Raw genomic sequence first — 19,810 nt, 5'->3', positions numbered from 1 at the left:
ATGACACTTATGAAAAAATTACTCTTATCTGTTGCAATTACTGCGGCCACCTTCAATGGGTATACCCAATCCATCGATCAGAAAGTAGCGTCGCTGGTAGCGAAGATGACACTTGAAGAAAAAGCAGGACAGATGACCCAGATCAGTGTGGAAGCTTTTTTGAAAACTACAAATGGTCAGGTGAACGAGCCTCATGAATTTGACATGGGCAAATTAGAGGAAGCCATCAAAAAATATAAAGTAGGTTCTATTCTGAATGTAGGTGGCTATGCACAAACAGTAGAAGTCTGGAGGAACAGGATTGAGACTATCCAGAAAATTGCTTTGCAGGAACGTCTTAAAATCCCCGTTCTGTATGGCATTGACGCCATCAGGGGGAATAATTATACTTTAAATTCAGTGATGTTCCCTCAGCAGATTGCACAAGCGGCTTCTTTTAATCCTGCTATGGCTAAAAAGGCTGCAGCTGTTACTGCTTATGAAACACGTGCTTCCTTTATTCCCTGGAATTTTAGTCCGGTGCTTGATCTTGGCCGTCAGCCTGTATGGCCCCGTATATGGGAGACCTATGGTGAAGACCCTTATCTGGTCAGCGAAATGGGCAAAGCCGTGGTACAGGGATACCAGGGGGATGATGTCGTAACCGACAAATACCACGTTGCCGCCTGCCTGAAACATTATATGGGCTACAGCATGCCTTTAAGCGGACATGATCGTACCCCTGCCTGGATACCTGAAAGAGAAATGCGTGAATACTTCCTGCCTCAGTTTGCCGCCGCTGTAAAAGCCGGTGCAAAAAGTGTGATGGTAAACAGCGCGGAAATAAATGGAGTACCTGTTCATGCCAACAAACATATTTTAACAGATATCCTGAAAGGTGAACTGGGATTCAAGGGACTGGTAGTGAGTGACTGGCAGGATATCCAATATCTTTATCAGCGTCACAGAATAGCAAAGGACAACAAAGAAGCGGTGATGATTGCTATTAATGCCGGTATTGATATGAGCATGGTGCCTACTGATTACACATTTACTACCGACCTTATCGAACTGGTAAAAGAAGGGAAGATCCCTATGTCACGTATCGATGATGCGGTAAAAAGAATACTGAAAGTGAAATTTGAAACCGGTCTTTTTGATAACCCGGTAGGCAAAGCCAGCGACTATCCATTGTTTAATGGCGAAGCGCATAATAAACTAAACTATGACCTGGCTGCTGAATGTATCACATTGCTGAAAAACACAAATAACATCCTGCCATTGACACCGGGTAAAAAGATATTGGTAGCAGGTCCTTCTGCCAATTCAATGCGTTCTCTAAATGGTGGATGGGCACGTATCTGGCAGGGTATTACCAGCGATGAAACTGAAAAAGATAAGAACACCATCCTCGAAGCAGTTCAGCATGTATTTGGTGCTGCTAATGTTGTGTATAGTGCAGGTGTTGATTTTGATAAAACCATCGATATCACGGATGCGGTATCAAAGGCGGCCAATGTAGATGTGATCGTACTTTGTATTGGTGAAACCAGTTATACCGAAACACCGGGCAACATCGGCGATCTGCGGATATCTGATTCACAGATTGAACTGACACGTGCTTTAGCTGCGACCGGCAAACCTATTGTGTTTGTATTGACAGAAGGTCGTCCACGTATCATCTCTTCAATAGAACCACTGAGTGCTGCTGTCATCCATTCCTACCTGTCAGGAAATGAAGGGGGAAATGTGATTGCAGATGTGCTGGCTGGTAAGATCAATCCTTCCGGAAAACTGCCTTACACCTATCCCCGTTCCACCAATAGCCTGATCAATTATTATCATAAATATACTGAGACATTGCAGTTTGATGAAATGGCGGGATACAATCCGCAGTGGGAATTTGGATATGGATTGAGTTATACGCAATTCTCTTATGCCAACCTTACAATCAGCAATAAAACATTGACAGCTGCAAAAGCGATTACCATAACTGTCGATGTGACAAATACCGGGAAAGTAGTGGGTAAAGAGGCGGTATTATTATATGTAAGTGATGAAGTCGCTTCTATTACGCCTGAAGTAAAGCGTTTGCGTGCATTTGAAAAAATAGAATTGCAACCGGGGCAGACGAAGACAGTTTCTTTCACGATAGATAAAGAAAGACTTTCTTTTATCAATGCACAACTACAGCGGGTGACAGAGCCGGGTGATTTCTCCGTTTCTGTAGGAGGGTTGAAAGCGGCATTTAAATATGAGTAATTATAACAAGGGAAGCCGTAGCACCGGCTTCCCTTGTTAAATACCAGAAAAACTAAATTACGAGCCAGTTAAGAAATAAAACCAATCAATAGGTATCACGAATAGAAACATTCATGAAAGAGGGAATTCACCAACGGGGGATGAAAACCATTTTCAGAAAAAACATTCATGAAAGAGGGAATTCACCAATGGGGGATGAAAACCATTTTCAGAAAAAACATTCATGAAAGAGGAATTCACCAACGGGGGATAAAAACCATTTTCAGGGAAAAGAGGCTGTCATCAATACTATTGAAGCAGCCTCTTTTCCTATATTAGCATCTATTTTTCCAGCTTAAATCCATCTACAATTTTCGGTCTGTTGGCCGCATTTGCTACCCCAAACCCTGTTGCATACATCCAGCGGGTCATTTTCGTCAGCTTCTCAATATTGATAGTTGCAGCTTCATCAGCAGGTGTATGATAACGCGGATGCGTGAGCGTGGTGAAGAAAATCGCAGGAATATTCTTTCTCACATATGGCAAATGGTCACTGCGGAAATAGAATCCTTCAAAATGGGAAGCCTTGTCCCATTCAGTATCCAGTTTGAATTTTGGCCCTTTGGCATTTTCTGCCAATGCGATGTTTGCCAGGTCTGATGAGTTCAGATGTGGAGGTGTGATACCCAGTAAACCTGCACTGTCAGGAGAATTCATGCCTATCATATCAGCATTCAGCACAGCTACCAGCGATTCCTGTGGCACAGTAGGGTGTTCCGCGAAATAATAGCTACCCAGTAGTCCACGTTCTTCTGCGCCATGCCATACGAACAGCGCACTACGTTTACCAGGTTGTTGGTGAAACGCACGGCCGATGGCCAGCAGTGCCACGCAGGCGGTTGCATTGTCATCAGCTCCATTTAAGATAGAATCTTTTCCCGGTTCAATGTTGCGTACGCCATCATGGTCTGTGTGACCGCTGAACAATACATATTCATTGGCCAGTTTGGGATCACTACCTTTCACTTTCGCTACTACATTCACAGATGGATAAGTGAATGCTTCCGCATATATGTTTGCCTGAAATTGTTGATTTGGAACACGCACGAGATCGAGGGCATCAGCGCCTATCCAAATAATAGGGATACCGTTTAATAATTGTCTGGATGGTCTGCCTTCAATTCGGTAGGTGCCACGCATACGGTCCTGAACGGCTCTGGCCCAGGCTTGTTGCGCTCTGTCATCTGAAACAAATATAATTGCCTTTGCACCTTTGGCTGCGATTTTTTTGACACAGTTTTGTACGACAAGTGTTACGTATCTCCATGGAATAATTTTGCGTGGGTCGGTCAGATCCTGTTCTGTGAATTGTAGTGCTACGACCTTTCCCTTTACTGTAGCTTCATCCACTGTTAAGGGATCATTTACAAATACGATGGGAGCATCTACTGAAGCAAAGCCTGGTTCCCATATGATCATATCTTTCCAGAGAGAAAATGTGCGGTCTCCGATCTTTACGGTGCTGTGATCATTTACACGTTCGCGTAATAAGGAATAAAACTGGAAATAAGTGCCATCGTCACCAGCGGGTTCCAGGCCGGCTTTGCGTGCTTGTTCTGCTACCCACATGGAAGCTTTTAATTCATCGAGGGTACCTGCTTCACGGCCTCTGAAGTGATCATCGGCAAGGGTAAAGAGGTCGCGTTTTATTTCTGCCTGTTGAATAGCCTCAATGGGTACTTTTTTTGATTGTGAATTTACCTGACCGGCAAAGCACAGGAGTGTACTAAAAGAAAATAGAAAAATATCTTTTCTCATATGGTTATCGTTGTGTATGAGTTATTGCGGGCAAAGGTAGGGAATATAAAAATAGAGGGAGCGTCTCAAAAATTCGTACGGCGCCCTTTTATTCGGGTATTTGTGGAGAAAATTTTCGTATTCTCAAAAACCTGCAAATCTCTTTAAGATTGAGTCCTGTAAATTATTCGATTTTAAAGTACACGGCGAATTCCTGTAAAAAAAGTTATCCATCCTTATAATTTCCTAATTCATCCATCGAATCCCAAAATTGGGGAAAAAACCTTGAAATTATTATCTGGCTATTAGTAAAATTGTTATCTTCATCCAGCCTGTAAATGACACAACAACTGAGCGCATTAGATAATAAGAAGCACCAGATTTAAACCCAAATAATTCACAGAGTTTAGAAAACGACAAAGGTTATTCCTCGCCATTGAATAGCCAGCACCCACATTATCTATAATCACCCTGGAAAGGATAACCTAAGCTATTAGATGAAAGCTAAATATAGAAGGTTCTTCCAGGTTGGCAACAGCATAATAAAACTTGTCTGCCTTTCAACAGCGTTGATGGTCTTACAAGCTTATGCCGCGGCCCAAACTGTAGATACCTATGTCCCTACGATTCAAGTAACGGTGTTAGATGCGTACAACACACCCATCGCTGATGCAAGCCTGCTATTGTATAGGTATAAAGATACCGTGCTGTCAGCCACAGGAACGACCGATAAGAATGGTAGGTATGAGTTTGCAGTAACGCCCCGTTATGCCTGGCTACTTAAAGTATCCCATCTACAATACAGGGATAGCTTATACTTGCTGGATTCGGCTACATTGTCACATCCGGATGGTGTAACCGTGCAATTGCAAACTGGTGTAGCCAAACAGCTGAATGCCGTAGTCGTGACCGGAAAAGCCCCTCTCATTGAGCGGAAAATAGACCGTGTTATTTTCAATGTTGATAACAGTATCTCATTGGTAGGAGGATCGGCCTGGGATGCTGTTCAGAAAGCACCAGGAGTGAGAACTTCCGGAGAAAACAGGATTATGCTGGCAGGAGGAAACAGTGCAAAGGTTATGCTGAATGGAAGAACCCTGCAGTTGTCAGGAGAAGACCTTACTAATTTATTGAAATCAATTTCATCTGCCGATATTGCCAGAATAGAAGTGATTGCCAATCCACCGTCTATGTACGATGCCGCTGGTGGAGGAGGACTGATCAATATCGTCACCAAAAGAAACAGAGTAGCAGGTATAAGCGGCAATATACAGGGAAGCTACGCACAGGCGGTATTTCCCGGTTATACCTTAGGTGGGAGTGTGGGATATACGTATAAAAAACTCTCCATGATGGCGACGCTGAATGCAAGCAAACAACTGACTTACCAAACCCGCGAAAGCTTTATTTATTATCCCTCCCAGCTATGGCTTAGTGAACGGGGAGCAGATTATGTAACCAAAAGTCTGACCGGTACAGTGGCAGCGGAATATAACTTCAACAGGAATCAAACAGCTGGTATCAGGTACACCACTTCGTTGCAAAAAAGAACAACAAAAGATGGCACACTAACTAACATTTATTCCAAAGACCTTGATTCTCTGGTACAAAGTGCCAATCGTTATTCCAACAAACCGGAGAGTCATGACCTGGATCTTTATTTCGAACAAAAGCTGGATTCAACCGGCAAAAAAATAGCTGCAGGTGCTGATTACTTTTATTATCATAAAAGCAATGTGCAGGAGCTGAATAGTTACAATTATCTGCCTGGAGGTATCCCAACAGGTGACTCATTGGTAGCCAGGAATCAGTCGCCTCAAACGGTGAAGGTGTATACCGCACAGGTAGATGCTGAACTGCCCGGAAAACAGCTCGAAATCAAAATGGGAGCAAAGGTGTCTTTTATTAATAATGACAGCAGAATCGCCTTCTACAACCTCTATAAAGGTACACCTGTTTTCGATGCTGCAAAGAGCGATAGTTTTATCTACAGGGAAAGGGTACAGGCATTGTACCTCAGTGCAGGTAAACACATGGGACACTGGAACCTGCAGGCCGGATTAAGAGGTGAATTTACGCAGACGACAGGGATTTCTCAAACCTATCAGCAACGGAATGAGAATGCTTATTTCAGGCTGTTTCCTACAGCGTATTTAATGTATCAGCTTAAAGGAGAACAACAACTGTTCTTCTCTTATGGCAGAAGAATAGGCCGGCCGGACTATGCAGCACTCAATCCGTTTAAATCTTATTCCAGTAAATACTATTATACGGCAGGCAATCCCTTCCTGCAGCCATCGTACCTGCACGTGCTGCATCTGGGATATCAATACAAAGAGTTGTTGAATTCCCAGTTGTCAGCAGAAATTAAGCACAATGGATTTGACCAGTTACGCATCCCCGATTCTGTGACGAATATCATTGCAATGGAACAACGCAACTTTTTAAACGTCTATAGTTACGGCATCGAGGAGACACTCACTTTTAGTGCGTGGCGGTGGTATGAAAATTATACCTATCTGCAGGTTTATTCAAATACTACCATATCCACAAATGCTGCTACCCAAAAACGGCTGAGTGGATGGAGCATGTATATATCTTCTGAACAGACTATTTCCTGGAACCAGGCCCGTACCTTCCAGAGCGTCGTCTCCATCTGGTACCAGGCTCCTGAGATAAACGGGATAGATCACGTCGGGGCATATTATAGCCTGGATGCAGGTTGTAAAGTATCCCTATGGAAAAAGAAAGTAACAATCGCCCTCAATGGGAAAGACCTGTTAAAGACTAACAGAGAACGCTATGGGAGTGTGACAAATGGTATACGACAACAGTATAGTACTTACTACGGAAGTCGATCCTTACGTCTCACGCTGGCATGGAAACTGGGTGGTAAAACCCGTGACCTGAAACAGCGCAACACTAACGGAGACGAGAAGCGAAGAGCTAATTAACAAAAAACAATTTCTTACCGGTAATACAGCTTGTTTGACAGACAGTGGCCACTAATGTCAACAATCCTGTACAGACTATGTATTGTCTAATATGTAGCGTTCTATGATGGCTAAACAACGTTAAACTTAAGCCGATTTGCTCATTATATTTAAAAACCCAACAACCATGAACAACAAAAATCTCCAGCAATTGCTGAAACAGGTAATCGAAGAAGAAAGCAAAAAAGCAATCACTCCCCTGAATGAAGCTGATGCTTACCTGATTCGCGGTGGTGCACGTAGGCTTGAAGATAGCTGCACAAAGAATTGCACTAAAAAAAGTGAAGAGATTGAATAATTTCCTCTGTTTTTCCAGGGCCATCAGTGCCCTGGAATTTTCTAAAATCATAGTTTATGGAATATAAGAGTTCCTTCTATATCATAAAGACAGGGATACTTGATGACAGCGATGCCGCTCCTAAAAGACTCCTCTATGCCACCCGCACCGGCAGCGTATTGATGATTAAAGATGTTTATTACGGATATCTGGAACGGAATGAACTGGATCAGCTGCCACCTTCCTTACTTAGCGAACTGGCTACTATCGAAGCTATTGTACCCGCAGATCAGGATGAGCTGGATTATATATTGCAGGATAACCAGCAAGCTGTGGAGCAGGACCATACGCTGGATATTGTGATACAGCCAGGCGCCTCGTGCCAGTTGGGGTGTCATTACTGTGGGCAGGAACATACCAATCAATATATGCCTGTTGATCTGCAACAAAAAATGATCGCACGCATCGGGGATAAGTTACGTAATGAAGGCGCTAAAAAATTGTCTGTTACCTGGTATGGTGCAGAACCACTGATGGCAGTGAAACAAATTCGGGAGATGAGTGAACCCCTGATGGAGCTGACAGCTAAGCTAGGATTGGGGTATACTGCTGATATGATTACAAATGGATTGAGTCTGAAGCCATCCATCTTCAGGGAGATGGTTGCACAATGGAAGATCCGGCATTTCCAGATTACCCTGGATGGTGTGGCTGCTTACCACGATAAAAACAGGTATACGAAAAAAGGACAACCCACCTTTGACCTGATCTTTAAGAACATTCTGGATATCGTCAACGATCCCTTTTATGAAGAATGTAAAGCGAGAATTACGGTGCGTTGCAATGTAGATCGTAATAATGAAGCTGGCATTGATGAATTTATCCAACTGCTGGCCAGTTATCAATTGCAGAAGAAAGTTGGGTTTTATATGATACCTGTGCATAACTGGGGCGAGAATAATGCAGGAGATACTGTCGGCGTAAGTAAGAGCGATTTTGCATCTGAAGAGATTGACTGGATGATGAAGCTCATCCATCATGGATTTTATACGGAGATCCTGCCCGGCCGGTCTAAGATTGTATGTAGTACAGTTAAAAAAGGCTCAGAAGTATACGATGCTTATGGAAATGTATCTACCTGTTGGGAAGTACCTTATACGTCTCTGTATAAAGACACGGCATACGAGATAGGGCATCTGGACCAACCTTTTGTTGAAGATACGAGCAAAACCCCTATGCGGGCATGGAACACTACTTTGAAAGAAGGGAAGACCTGGTGTGCAAACTGTAAGTTATTGCCGGTATGCGGAGGTAGCTGTCCTATTCACTGGGAGCATGGCATCCCTGCCTGCCCATCGTTCAAGTTCAATATTGAAGACCGGCTGGTATTGGAGTATATACAAAGTCGTCAGCAAAAGGAAGTAGCCCTTTAATAAAATACATGCTGTGTTTAAAAAAAGAAAAATAGTATTTCAGCGGCAATTAGATACCTCCGATTGTGGATCTACCTGCCTGTGTATGATAGCCCGGCATTATGGCAAAGCGTATTCCCTGGAATATATGCGTGAGCTGTCTTTCATAGGAAAGGAAGGGGTGAGTTTGCTCAACCTGAGCTTTGCTGCAGAAAAGATCGGCTTTCGTACGCTGAGAGCAAAACTTACATTAGAGAAGCTGGCAGAAGATTGTCCGCTGCCCTGTGTCCTGCATTGGAACCAGGATCACTTTATTGTATTATATGAGGTCTACCGCACCTTTCCTGGCAGGAAACTACGCTTCAAAATAGCCGATCCTGCACATGGCGTTGTCACTATAAATGAAAAAACATTCAGAGACAACTGGATCAGTACGACCGACGATTTTGGGATGGCATTGCTGATGGAACCTACAACTGAATTCTACCAGCATCAAACCGTCGTACAAAAACCGGGGCTAAGTTTTCTGGTACGATACCTGGCTCCTCACAAAAGGTTCATCATACAATTGTTTATAGGTATGCTGGCCACGAGTTTGATTGCGCTGGCCTTTCCACTGCTGACACAATTCCTTGTTGACTATGGTATACAGGGGCATAATATCCACCTGATCTACATGCTGCTGCTATCACAGCTTTTCCTGTTTACGGGTAGTCTGGTGATAGATCTCCTGCAAAACTGGCTGCTGCTACATGTAAACATCCGTTTGAACCTCAATATTATTTCCGATTTCCTGATCAAGTTGATGCGCTTACCTATCAAATTCTTTGACTCGAAAGCAGTGGGTGATATTCTGCAACGTATCAATGATCATCAGCGTATTGAGACCTTCCTGACTGGGGTTACGCTTAGTACCCTGTTCTCTTTCATCAATATTGTCGTATTCAGTACGATTTTATCTTTTTACAGCACGCAGATTTTATTTGTTTTCCTCTTCTTCAGTATCGCTGGCGTAAGCTGGATACTGTTGTTTCAGCGTAAACGTAAGGAACTGGACTATGAGCGTTTTAGCCGGAATAAGGAGAACCAGGATCAGTTGGTGGAAATGATTACCGGCATGCAGGAGATCAAATTGTACGGCAGTGAGCGGACCAAACGTTGGAACTGGGAGTACCTGCAGATAAAGGTATTCAGGCTTAATATACGAAGCCTGGCGCTGGCACAGTACCAGCGGACAGGCTATGTGTTCTTAAACCAATTCAAGAATATCCTCATCTCATTTATAGCCGCCAGTGCAGTGTTAAATGGTGAATTATCCCTTGGTGTGTTGCTAAGTATATCCTTCATCATAGGTCAGACCAATGGCCCGCTGGAACAACTGGTGGCATTTATTCAGGCTGCTCAGGATGCAAAGATCAGTATGGACAGAATGAATGAAATTCATTCCAGAGAAGAGGAAGAGAAAAAGGGCGAAATCACAGAAGACTTGTCAGCCGTACACCTTGACGAGAAGGGCTTGTTTCACCCACAAGAAGAAGATATCATATTGGATAATATTTCTTTTCAGTACGAAGGACCTCATTCTCCTTTTGTATTAAAGGATATCTGTCTGCGCATACCAAAAGGTAAAATTACTGCTATTGTAGGCGATAGCGGTAGTGGAAAAACGACACTTATGAAACTGTTACTGGGTTATTACGAACCGGTAAACGGTCGTATCCTGGTAGGCGATCAACCCTTACCATCCTTGTCACCCAAATACTGGCGCAGCAAGTGTGGTACTATTATGCAGGATGGATATATTTTTTCTGACACCATTGCCAACAATATCGCATTAGATGGGGAAGAGATAGATCATACCCGCATGCAGCTGGCCGTGGAAACCGCCAATATCAAAGCATTTATAGAGAGCTGTCCCATGGGCTATGTCACCCGCATCGGCAATAATGGTACCGGTATTAGTGGCGGACAGCGACAAAGAATATTTATTGCCCGCGCAGTATACAAAGACCCTGATTACCTGTTCATGGACGAAGCGACCAGCAGTCTGGATGCGATTAATGAACGAAAGATCATGAATAATCTGCAGGCCTTTTTCGGCGGGAAATCGGTTGTCATTATTGCTCATCGATTGAGTACTGTAAAAAATGCAGATCAGATTATCGTACTGCAACAAGGGCGTATTGTAGAGCAGGGTGATCATCAGACATTGACACAGCGAAGAGGATATTATTATGAACTGGTGAAGAACCAGCTTGAAATAGGAAACTAATTTATTATGCCACAGACCCGGAAAAGAAATACGTATGAATTAAGAAGCAGGGAAGTGCAGGAAGTATTGAGCAAGCCACCTTCCCATCTCATTCTTTGGTCTAACCTGATCATCGTTTTTGTATTTGTAATAGCCCTCATCCTGTTTTCCCATATAAAAATCCCGGCGAAGAAAACGGGTAATCAAACCCTATTGGAATATCTTTTAAAGAAATAACCACTATGCGAATTGCCTATCTCATCACAGCTTATCGCGATTTTGATCATTTGTCCAGGCTGATAGAAAAAATCCTCACTCCTGAAACAGAAATATTTGTGCATATAGATGCAAAAATCGAATACAACTTATCGATAGCCCTGAAGGATAATGACAGGGTGCATATATTGGAAGATCGTTTTCTGGTTACGTGGGGCGGCTTTAATCTTACACTGGCATTTATGGCCCTCATGAGTGAATGCAGGGCATCAGGTACATACGATCAGGTATTTTTGATCAGTGGTGCCGATTTTCCCCTTGTGAGCAATGATGAAATCAGTGCATTCGTGGCGGCTAACAAGGATCTTATCTTTCTTGAATATTTTGAAATACCCTACGCCAAATGGACAGGTAGTAATGGTGGAATAGACAGATACGAATTGGAATGGCCCGTGGATGACATAGGAAAAGATACGGCGGAGGAATATGCGTGGCAACAAAAGGAGGCTGGCATACGAAGAGCGTTTCCCGCAGGGTTGAAACCCTATGGAGGTAGTTGCTGGTGGACAATGCCCTCTGCTGTATTAGAATACCTTTGTGATTACTTTACCGACAACTTTGATTGGATCTATCCTTATTTCAGAACAGTATTACTGGCCGATGAAATACTGATACCAACTGTTATCATGAACAGCCCTTACAAAAGAAAGGTAATAAATAATAATCTCCGTTACATAGACTGGGTGACAGGTCCGGCATCGCCCAAAATACTTACCATGGATGATTTGCCTTTGCTGAAAGCCAGTGGTTGCCTTTTTGCGAGGAAATTTATTCCAGCCATAGATAGCGAAGTGATCGATCAACTTGAACAATCAATAATGTTGACATGATATTTTTATCCGCACAACCGGACACGCTGTATTTTAAGTGGCAACTGGAAGTACAGTTGGTTAATTTTAGAAAGCACGGCATTCTCAAAGAACAAATACATGTATTGGTAGGGTATGATCCTGAAAAAGGATTACTACCGAAATTCGCGGAGTTGCTGTTGGCATTCAGTGATTATGCTTTATTCTTTTTGTACGAAGATACCCGGACTAACCGGTTATATCCTTCTTCGCTTAGACCTCATATCATCAAAAAGCATTTTAAGTCATATCCGGAAGAGTGTAGTGTACCTGTGTTCTATCATGATCCGGATATCATATTCCGTAAGTTGCCCGATTTTGAATCCATGTGCAGGGCTGATGATGCAAATTGGTATGTATCGGATACCCGTTCTTATATCAGTGCTGAATGGCTGATCAGTACAGGACGTGTTGTGCTGCAGGAGATGTGTATGGCCATAGATATGGATCAGGCGTTGGTGGAGTTGAACAGTGAACATTCCGGCGGCGCCCAATACCTGATGAAAGGTGTAAACTATCAATTCTGGGACAGGGTAGAATCGGATTGTGTAAAAATGTATCGTCACCTGAGTATGCATAATGAGCGTTATGCGCAGTTGTACGAAGAGCAGACAGGCCAGCGTTTCTATCAGCCTCCCATAGCCTGGTGTGCGGATATGTGGGCGGTGTTGTGGAATGCCTTTCGCCTGCATTATCCCGTGAGGATTCATGAAGAGCTGGCCTTTTGCTGGCCAAAGGAAGAGATGGTGTGCTGGGAGCAAACAAAAATCTTTCACAATGCCGGGTTGGGTAGAGAGCATGCACATCAGCATTTCTTCAAAGGAGATTTTGAGCAACTGCCACCGTACCATGTCAATTTTGATTATGTCAGCAAAGCGTATTGCAGCTGGCAATATGTATTGGCAGTGAGAGAAACAGAAGCAGCGATGAGAATCGATTTAAGTGATATGACCTTTCTGTTGCCGGTCAGGATCGATAGCCGTGACAGGGAGGATAACCTGAAGATGTCAATTCAGTTTCTGAATAAATATTTCCGGACTACTATTATCGTGCTGGAAGCAGATGTTGCACCCCGGGTGGACAAAAGTATATTGACGGAAAATACCACCTATGTATTTGTGGAGGATAGCGCGCACTGGTTTCATCGGACAAAGTACAACAATGAAATGATCAGGATGGTTACTACACCGTATCTCGCATTGTGGGATGTAGATGTAGTAGCGGCTCCTGCACAGATAGTGGCGGCCGTCAACCAGTTACGAAACGGTGATTGCAAAATATCTCTGCCTTTCGATGGCAATGTAGTATTTGTAGCTGATCCGGATTTGAAAAAACTATTCCAGCAACAACTGGATTTAAAGATCCTGCAAAAGTTGAAGCCATCTCAATTTAAATCAGTGGGCGGGGCCGTGATGCTGGACAGGGAAGCATTTATAGCCTGTGGCATGGAAAACGAGCGATTTTATAAATGGGGACCTGAAGACCAGGAGCGGCTTAGGCGGATGGCGGTATTAGGTTATAAGGCAGTGCGGATAAAAGGAGCATTGTACCATATAGATCATGTCACATTGCATAATTCCGGTTATCGTTCGGAGGATGATTACCAGGAGCTGATGCAACATCAAATGGATGTGGTGAATTCGGCGGCAGAGGAGTTGAAAAAAGAGGTGAGGTATTGGAACCAGTTATTAAAATTATGACCTTTTATGAATGTTCTACATCAAATTGCGGAAAAGATTAGTTCTGCAAAAGACTTCACAGAAGATATGAGTCTTGTAAATGGCCAGGCAGGCATGGCCCTTTTCCTGTTTCATTATGCCCGTGTTGTGGAGAGTGAACCATATTATGAGGTGGCGCAGAATTTACTCGTAGAGAACTATAGGTATCTTGTGAGGCAGATTAAACATCCGCATTTATCGGCAGTGCCGGGTATTGGCTGGCTGATTTCGCATTTGGGGCAGCAGCAGCTCATTGGAATTAATACGGATGAGATGTTGGAAAAGGTCGATAAGGTGATTTTTGACAAATTGCAATTTGGGTTTAGCCGGCTTTTTGATCAGGGAGGGTTGCTGGATATGACAAATTATCTGCTGCAAAGATATGCAGAGACGGGTTCCGACATTACAAGGATGATGATAGCAGAGCGGTTACTATTAGTGATAGATGAGATCAGGATGAAAATGGATGAAGGGATATTTAAGGTGTTTGACAGGCATTATGCGCCGGTAGAATCAAGGATGATGTTGAATAAGATGAGAGGTTTATCGGCAGTATTACATTTCATTAGCAGGGTGAAAGAGTTGGGTATTTATCCGGTTATAATAGGTGAGATGGAGGCGGAGATAATTGCATGGCTGACAGAATACAGGACCTTAGTGCATACTGATTTTACAACCTTACTTAGGGTGCGGGATGCAATGGGCAGGGCAGGAGTGGAGATGGTGTTGGAGGAGCTACCTGCTGTGAAGAATATTGTGCGATGGGAAGATCTGGTGCTGAGTTGTAAGCTGTTGGGAGCTGGGGCGGAAGATATCCGGCAAATGTTGCAGACAGGTGTTTGCCAGGAGCTGGAGAGAGGGAGAGGGATGCCGGATCTGGGGTTGTCGGGAGGTTTAGCCGGGATAGGGATGGTGCTGCTGGAGGGGGTGAGTGGAAGCTTTGTGGATTGGGAGGAGGGTTTATTGTCATGATATTGAATTAGAATGTCTGCATATTTGACTAGTTGATAAAGGCCTTACAGCTTAATTAACTTAGCCTGCTCAGGAACAATCAGTTTAACCTGCAAAGGATTATACGCCTTTAATTGCTCCCGTATCAGTTGCTCACGATTACCACCCGGTTTGATATGCGTGATCACCACCGGAAACCCCTTCAACTCCTCCGTTCCTGCAAGAGACGCTAAATCCTGTAATTCCAACATCAGCCAGTGTGGGGTAAGATGGCCGAACAATTGTTTATCCGGTTGCTGATTATCAAAAGACACCTCTATAAAAATAGCCTTTAGCTTTTTTGCTTTCAACAAGGGAGCTACCTCTACCCATAGCAGGTGTAGTTTATCAGAATGTTCAACTGAATCTGCGCCAGTATCACCCAAATAAAGTATATAAGCTTCTTCATGCCGAACCAGGAATGCCGTACTTTGGTAAGGATTAGAATGACTGAGCGAAAAAGCCGTGACCTGCATAGCTGTGTTTTGCAAAGGTGCTTCGGTGCCTGGAGTCAGTACTGTATAGTGATATTTACCAAGTGCCGGTTTCTCGCCTTCATTAGCAAAATTTGCCCAGCTTTTCCAGGAGAAATATTTATCTTTTAATATATCCAGACAATAATCTAACCCATAAATATTCTTCGTACTATCATCCGGTGAATTGATGATCATACCCGCCAGATGATCAAGATGACCATGGGAGATCAGAAATCCTTTTACATTTTGCCTCAACACCTCAGCAGCAGTGCCATGCAATAGTTTCGCCTGTATGGCTTTTTGAATACCGTAGTGCACAGTGCCCGCATCCAGGCATACATAATCTTCACTTCCCTGCGGAGCGATCATATAAGCAGAAAGATTGCTTTCATCAGTACCTCCTTTCACCCCCAGTGGTATCACTTTGAACGAAGTTTGCGCGTATGAAAATTGACAAAGTAGGATACCTGCTATTGTTAAGATATTTTTCATCAACGATTATTTTTCTAATGATGGAATGAGATGCTCCCAGTTCAATTCTATTGCAAAATCAAGAGCTGTTTTCCATTCATAGTTTTGAGTATCTTTTCCAAATAAGGCCTGTTGCCGGCAATGGTTTCAGTGTGAAGGAGGGTATACCCGTTTCATCTGCTGTTTTTACTTTTGCAGGATGATAAAGTTCATATTTAAGAGACGGCTTTATTCCACTTCGGGAATATCCCAAAGATATCCAGGTGTTGCCTCAGTAAGTTCCGTTTTAAAACTTCCGGGCAATCTTTAACGTCGGTATCGTAGGTTACGTACCAGTATATATTTAATGCTTCAATATTTTCCCGGATCATCTGTTTTTTCCAGGCAATATGTGCAGGTGTTTTACCAAACTGTGGGCTATCGATTATTTCATCTTTCAATCCTCCCTTTTTATTAGAGAGGGTACCATCTTTTTCAATTTTTCCGGCATTTCCGATGTAGATCAGCTCTACTCTTCCTTTTTTCAATGCATAGACTACGTATACCCCACTTTTATCAGCAGGCGCATTACATACTGTCTGTAGATCTTTTTCTGGCGTGAGGAAGAAATGTTGCTGTGTTTTGTATTTATCTAATATCCCAAACATCGGGCAAAGATAGGATATCTTGCCTGATCATTGTACCAGCTGGTTCTGCTGTTTTTTTATTTATGTAATATGCAGCTCCTTCACCGTTTCATATCCCGGAAGGTGTACCGCCACTACCACCTGGTGGCAATATTGTCCGCTTACAGTTGAATAGGGATTATTATATAATATGTAATATTAATATGAATTTCGGAGATATAAAAGAGAATTTAGGGTTATTTCCCAAAAAGGTTTAGTAAGGGGATTTGGGTTAATTATTGCCTTATAGGGTAAAAGGCCTGCAGATAGGGTGTTTGCACGATTTTTTACATCCGGGTATTTCGTGGGCATTCAATGCTATTACGATCATTTGCAATAGTTTTATACCTTTGCATCCCAATTGAAGATTATGCTTGAAAATTTGAAAATAGGAATATTAGGAGGCGGTCAGCTGGGAGGGATGCTTTTACGGCATGCCATCGATCTCGGCCTCAGCGTTTCGGTGTTGGATAAAGATGCAAACGCGTCTTGTTCCCGTTATACTTCTTCTTTTACCATTGGCGATCCAAAATCTTATGAAGATGTGCTGGCATTCGGCAAAGGGCTTGATGTGATCACTATCGAAATGGAAGCGGTCAATATAGACGCCTTACGCGAACTGGAAAAGCAAGGGAAAAAGGTATTTCCATCTCCTGATACTATTCAAGTGATCCAGGATAAATATACCCAGAAGCAGTTTCTCCTGTCACACAGTATACCAGTGGTGCCAGGTGTGGCTGTTGAAGGCAAAAATGATCTTAACAATCTCGAAAATAAATTACCGGGTTGTCTTAAAAAACGACGCGATGGGTACGACGGTTATGGCGTAATGGTGTTGAAGACAGCTGCAGATATTGCCAATGCTTTTGACGTGCCGAGTGTGCTGGAAGAGTTGGTGGATATTAAACACGAAATCGCTGTAATCGTAGCACGAAATGAGCATGGCGCTGTAAAATGCTATGACCCTGTGATGATGGTGTTTTCCGAAGAGAAATTCGTACTTGAGTCGCAGGTAGCACCTGCTCAGTTAGCGGAAGGCTTACAGGAGAAAGCCAACACCCTCGCTGAAAATATAGCCAATGCGCTTAACCTGGTTGGTATTCTTGCTGTAGAAATGTTTGTCACAAAAGATAACCAGATCTTAGTGAATGAACTGGCACCAAGACCTCACAACAGTGGTCATCACACGATTGAAGCCAGTACTACATCACAATACGAGCAACTGCTCCGGGCGATATTAGGGTTGCCACTTGGTGACACAGCACTGCATTTGCCTTCTATGATGTTGAATATACTGGAAACGGCTGCACTGTCTGCTAACAGGGAGGAGAAATTCACGCTCCTGTTGGACATCCCGGGGGCACATCTTCACTGGTATGGCAAAAAGGGTAGCAGGTTAGGCAGGAAAGTAGGGCATATTACCATCACAGGCAGCACAATGGAAGACATATCGTCAAAAGCTGAAACTATTCGGAAAATTTTAAATTAATAAATATGAAACAGGTAGAAGTAGGCATTATTATGGGCAGTAGTTCCGATGCGCCTATTATGCGTCAGGCAATAGAGGTGTTAAAGAAATTCGATGTAGGATATGAGTTTAACGTCGTGTCTGCACACCGCACCCCCCAAAAAATGTTTGAGTACGCAACTACCGCTGAAGAGCGTGGTTTGAAGGTGATCATTGCAGGAGCTGGCGGTGCCGCACATCTTCCTGGTATGGTGGCTGCAATTACTACATTGCCTGTAGTTGGTGTGCCGATCAAGTCTTCCAACTCCCTGGATGGTTGGGATTCCCTGTTATCTATCGTGCAAATGCCGGGTGATATTCCTGTAGCGACGGTGAGTGTGAATGGAGCACGTAACGCTGGTTTACTGGCGGTGCAGATCCTGGCGACAGCTGATAGTACACTGAGGGAGAAGCTGGCGGCGTTGAAGAAGGAGAATAATGATAAGGTCGCTAAGCAAAATGAGACCTTAGATCGCGAATAGAAGATCGTTTTTTAAAAAGGGGAAGTCGCTCTTTGAGCGGCTTCCCCTTTTTATATCACTGTTTTATCTATTATGATTTTCTTAACATTATAAGGGTTAACTTCACACAATTACTTAATTAGATTACGCCTACATATTTTCATCTATCCAACAGCGCATATTTGAGATTTATTTCCAGCGTCCTCCGAAAAGATTCTCTAATATGATTATCCTTATTTTTTTTATTTCCATCTGGTACCTTTCGTTGTTTTCTCAAACTTTTTTTCAGCATAGGTATGCAGCACATGGTGCTTTTGAGATGAGTAAAGGCTGGGAACGATTCTTTTTCATTTTAACGTATGTTACACAAGGCTCGTCTTACATGAGTCCCAGAGCATATGCGGTTATGCACAGACTACATCATGCCCATACAGATACACCTTTGGATCCGCATTCGCCATCCAACTCGTCCAACATATTTGCTATGATGTGGCATACTAGAACTGTCTATCAGCATATCCTACATCATAAAATGGATGTAGAAGAACGGTACACAAAAAATGTCCCTTCCTGGGAGCGTTTGGATCGTTTTGCCAATGGAACACTTTCACGATTAATGTGGGTAGCACTATACATCCTGTTTTTTATAGTGTTTGCTACAAGCCCGTGGCAGTATTTGCTGTTACCAATTGTTGTTTCAATGGGTGCTTTTCATGGCGCGATCGTTAATTGGTTTGCACATAAGTATGGGTATATTAATTTCAAATTGAAAAATACATCGATGAATTTACTGTTCGTGGATGTATTAATGTTGGGAGAATCTTATCATAACAATCACCATAAACATCCGGCTTCTGTGAATTTTGGCCGTCGTTGGTTTGAAATTGATCCTGTGTATTATGTAATTAAGATGTTTGCATATTTCAAGATCATCAAGCTGGCGCGAGCTTAAATTCATGTATATATAATGCAAAAAAGGGCCGTATCGTACGATACAGCCCTTTTTTATTCGGTTACCTGATGAAAACAGTTAGCCGTTTAAGCGATTCTCAGAAGGATCATTTCTTTTTGATACACGATTCTTTTTCGATTTGTGATCGCTTTCAATATTATTGATTGTATCGTACCATTTGTGAAAATTCCTGCAGATGCATACTGATCAGGTAAATTATTTTCTTTTGAAACCAGTCTATTGTTGGAATATCTCTGTTTCTTGAAATGTATTCCTTCGCTTTACCTTCAAGTCCTTGCTTTAACCTTCCCATATATTGACCTATCCACAATTGAACAGTATGTTCATTTTTCATTCTGTCAACATATTTTATCGAATTCAGGAATTCTGTATAAATCAGGTTGACGGAGACATATGCTGTCTCATCAAAAGTATGAAGGAGGTTTTCAGCTTTATTTTGCATAGACTTTTTATTTTAAGTAAATCAATTAATTTG

16 protein-coding genes are annotated in these 19,810 nt (G+C 42.8%); 12 read left to right on the top strand and 4 right to left on the bottom strand.

Going from position 1 to position 19,810, the window contains the following annotated elements; genetic code table 11:
• Positions 1 to 9: 9 nt before the first annotated feature.
• Entirely contained in the window at positions 10 to 2,241 is a 2,232-nt protein-coding gene (locus QQL36_RS27350; protein ID WP_321567456.1) for a glycoside hydrolase family 3 N-terminal domain-containing protein, read from the top strand.
• Positions 2,242 to 2,562: 321 nt separating this feature from the next.
• Here QQL36_RS27350 and QQL36_RS27345 read toward each other — a convergent pair whose 3' ends face one another.
• Positions 2,563 to 4,038: a M28 family metallopeptidase gene (locus QQL36_RS27345; protein WP_321567455.1), complete on the bottom strand. Its 1,476-nt coding sequence runs from the start codon at positions 4,036 to 4,038 to the stop codon at positions 2,563 to 2,565.
• A 476-nt stretch (positions 4,039 to 4,514) separates the two neighbouring features.
• On the opposite strand from QQL36_RS27345, the gene QQL36_RS27340 reads away from it, so the two are divergent.
• From QQL36_RS27340 to QQL36_RS27305, 8 genes are all read left to right on the top strand, one after another.
• Entirely contained in the window at positions 4,515 to 6,971 is a 2,457-nt protein-coding gene (locus QQL36_RS27340; protein ID WP_321567454.1) for an outer membrane beta-barrel protein, read from the top strand.
• 166 nt (positions 6,972 to 7,137) lie between these two features.
• Complete coding sequence (locus QQL36_RS27335; RefSeq protein WP_321567453.1) at positions 7,138 to 7,308, top strand: hypothetical protein; 171 nt, start codon at positions 7,138 to 7,140, stop codon at positions 7,306 to 7,308.
• 56 nt (positions 7,309 to 7,364) lie between these two features.
• A complete protein-coding gene (locus tag QQL36_RS27330; protein WP_321567452.1) occupies positions 7,365 to 8,720 on the top strand; it encodes a radical SAM/SPASM domain-containing protein in 1,356 nt (451 codons plus the stop codon).
• 13 nt (positions 8,721 to 8,733) lie between these two features.
• A complete protein-coding gene (locus tag QQL36_RS27325) occupies positions 8,734 to 10,971 on the top strand; it encodes a peptidase domain-containing ABC transporter (RefSeq protein WP_321567451.1) in 2,238 nt (745 codons plus the stop codon).
• A 6-nt stretch (positions 10,972 to 10,977) separates the two neighbouring features.
• On the top strand, positions 10,978 to 11,187 hold the full coding sequence (locus tag QQL36_RS27320) for a hypothetical protein (RefSeq protein WP_321567450.1): 210 nt from the start codon (positions 10,978 to 10,980) through the stop codon (positions 11,185 to 11,187).
• Positions 11,188 to 11,192: 5 nt separating this feature from the next.
• On the top strand, positions 11,193 to 12,056 hold the full coding sequence (locus tag QQL36_RS27315; protein WP_321567449.1) for a beta-1,6-N-acetylglucosaminyltransferase: 864 nt from the start codon (positions 11,193 to 11,195) through the stop codon (positions 12,054 to 12,056).
• Entirely contained in the window at positions 12,053 to 13,774 is a 1,722-nt protein-coding gene (locus QQL36_RS27310; RefSeq protein ID WP_321567448.1) for a galactosyltransferase-related protein, read from the top strand. The genes QQL36_RS27315 and QQL36_RS27310 overlap by 4 nt, the downstream gene beginning before the upstream one ends.
• A 6-nt stretch (positions 13,775 to 13,780) precedes the next feature.
• The gene (locus tag QQL36_RS27305; RefSeq protein ID WP_321567447.1) at positions 13,781 to 14,764 is read left to right on the top strand and encodes a hypothetical protein; all 984 of its coding nucleotides are present in this window, start codon (positions 13,781 to 13,783) and stop codon (positions 14,762 to 14,764) included.
• A 44-nt stretch (positions 14,765 to 14,808) separates the two neighbouring features.
• Here QQL36_RS27305 and QQL36_RS27300 read toward each other — a convergent pair whose 3' ends face one another.
• Positions 14,809 to 15,750, bottom strand: coding sequence for a 3',5'-cyclic-nucleotide phosphodiesterase (locus QQL36_RS27300; RefSeq protein WP_321567446.1), 942 nt, complete (start codon positions 15,748 to 15,750; stop codon positions 14,809 to 14,811).
• Between the two features lie 194 nt (positions 15,751 to 15,944).
• A complete protein-coding gene (locus tag QQL36_RS27295; RefSeq protein ID WP_321567445.1) occupies positions 15,945 to 16,376 on the bottom strand; it encodes a hypothetical protein in 432 nt (143 codons plus the stop codon).
• Between the two features lie 388 nt (positions 16,377 to 16,764).
• Here QQL36_RS27295 and QQL36_RS27290 point away from each other — a divergent pair, with 388 nt between their 5' ends.
• The 3 genes from QQL36_RS27290 to QQL36_RS27280 all read left to right on the top strand — a co-directional run bounded on the left by QQL36_RS27290 (position 16,765) and on the right by QQL36_RS27280 (position 19,314).
• Entirely contained in the window at positions 16,765 to 17,883 is a 1,119-nt protein-coding gene (locus QQL36_RS27290; RefSeq protein WP_083727665.1) for a 5-(carboxyamino)imidazole ribonucleotide synthase, read from the top strand.
• A 5-nt stretch (positions 17,884 to 17,888) separates the two neighbouring features.
• Positions 17,889 to 18,383 (top strand): 5-(carboxyamino)imidazole ribonucleotide mutase, encoded by a 495-nt coding sequence (gene purE, locus QQL36_RS27285; protein WP_083727663.1) that lies wholly within the window; start codon positions 17,889 to 17,891, stop codon positions 18,381 to 18,383.
• Positions 18,384 to 18,585: 202 nt separating this feature from the next.
• On the top strand, positions 18,586 to 19,314 hold the full coding sequence (locus QQL36_RS27280) for an acyl-CoA desaturase (RefSeq protein WP_083727661.1): 729 nt from the start codon (positions 18,586 to 18,588) through the stop codon (positions 19,312 to 19,314).
• A 157-nt stretch (positions 19,315 to 19,471) separates the two neighbouring features.
• On the opposite strand, the gene QQL36_RS27275 is transcribed toward QQL36_RS27280, so the two are convergent.
• The gene (locus QQL36_RS27275) at positions 19,472 to 19,777 is read right to left on the bottom strand and encodes a hypothetical protein (protein WP_083727659.1); all 306 of its coding nucleotides are present in this window, start codon (positions 19,775 to 19,777) and stop codon (positions 19,472 to 19,474) included.
• Between the last annotated feature and the right edge of the window lie 33 nt (positions 19,778 to 19,810).

It is taken from the genome of Chitinophaga sp. LS1, assembly GCF_034274695.1.
Classification (GTDB): domain Bacteria; phylum Bacteroidota; class Bacteroidia; order Chitinophagales; family Chitinophagaceae; genus Chitinophaga.
This window is presented reverse-complemented; position numbering and strand designations above follow the sequence as displayed.

Excerpts from the sequence above, each read along its gene's own strand:
- QQL36_RS27350 (WP_321567456.1), top strand. The coding sequence starts at position 10 with ATGAAAAAATTACTCTTATCTGTTGCAATTACTGCGGCCACCTTCAAT.
- QQL36_RS27345 (WP_321567455.1), bottom strand. The coding sequence starts at position 4,038 with ATGAGAAAAGATATTTTTCTATTTTCTTTTAGTACACTCCTGTGCTTT.
- QQL36_RS27340 (WP_321567454.1), top strand. The coding sequence starts at position 4,515 with ATGAAAGCTAAATATAGAAGGTTCTTCCAGGTTGGCAACAGCATAATA.
- QQL36_RS27335 (WP_321567453.1), top strand. The coding sequence starts at position 7,138 with ATGAACAACAAAAATCTCCAGCAATTGCTGAAACAGGTAATCGAAGAA.
- QQL36_RS27330 (WP_321567452.1), top strand. The coding sequence starts at position 7,365 with ATGGAATATAAGAGTTCCTTCTATATCATAAAGACAGGGATACTTGAT.
- QQL36_RS27320 (WP_321567450.1), top strand. The coding sequence starts at position 10,978 with ATGCCACAGACCCGGAAAAGAAATACGTATGAATTAAGAAGCAGGGAA.
- QQL36_RS27315 (WP_321567449.1), top strand. The coding sequence starts at position 11,193 with ATGCGAATTGCCTATCTCATCACAGCTTATCGCGATTTTGATCATTTG.
- QQL36_RS27310 (WP_321567448.1), top strand. The coding sequence starts at position 12,053 with ATGATATTTTTATCCGCACAACCGGACACGCTGTATTTTAAGTGGCAA.
- QQL36_RS27305 (WP_321567447.1), top strand. The coding sequence starts at position 13,781 with ATGAATGTTCTACATCAAATTGCGGAAAAGATTAGTTCTGCAAAAGAC.
- QQL36_RS27300 (WP_321567446.1), bottom strand. The coding sequence starts at position 15,750 with ATGAAAAATATCTTAACAATAGCAGGTATCCTACTTTGTCAATTTTCA.
- QQL36_RS27295 (WP_321567445.1), bottom strand. The coding sequence starts at position 16,376 with ATGTTTGGGATATTAGATAAATACAAAACACAGCAACATTTCTTCCTC.
- QQL36_RS27290 (WP_083727665.1), top strand. The coding sequence starts at position 16,765 with ATGCTTGAAAATTTGAAAATAGGAATATTAGGAGGCGGTCAGCTGGGA.
- purE (WP_083727663.1), top strand. The coding sequence starts at position 17,889 with ATGAAACAGGTAGAAGTAGGCATTATTATGGGCAGTAGTTCCGATGCG.
- QQL36_RS27280 (WP_083727661.1), top strand. The coding sequence starts at position 18,586 with ATGATTATCCTTATTTTTTTTATTTCCATCTGGTACCTTTCGTTGTTT.
- QQL36_RS27275 (WP_083727659.1), bottom strand. The coding sequence starts at position 19,777 with ATGCAAAATAAAGCTGAAAACCTCCTTCATACTTTTGATGAGACAGCA.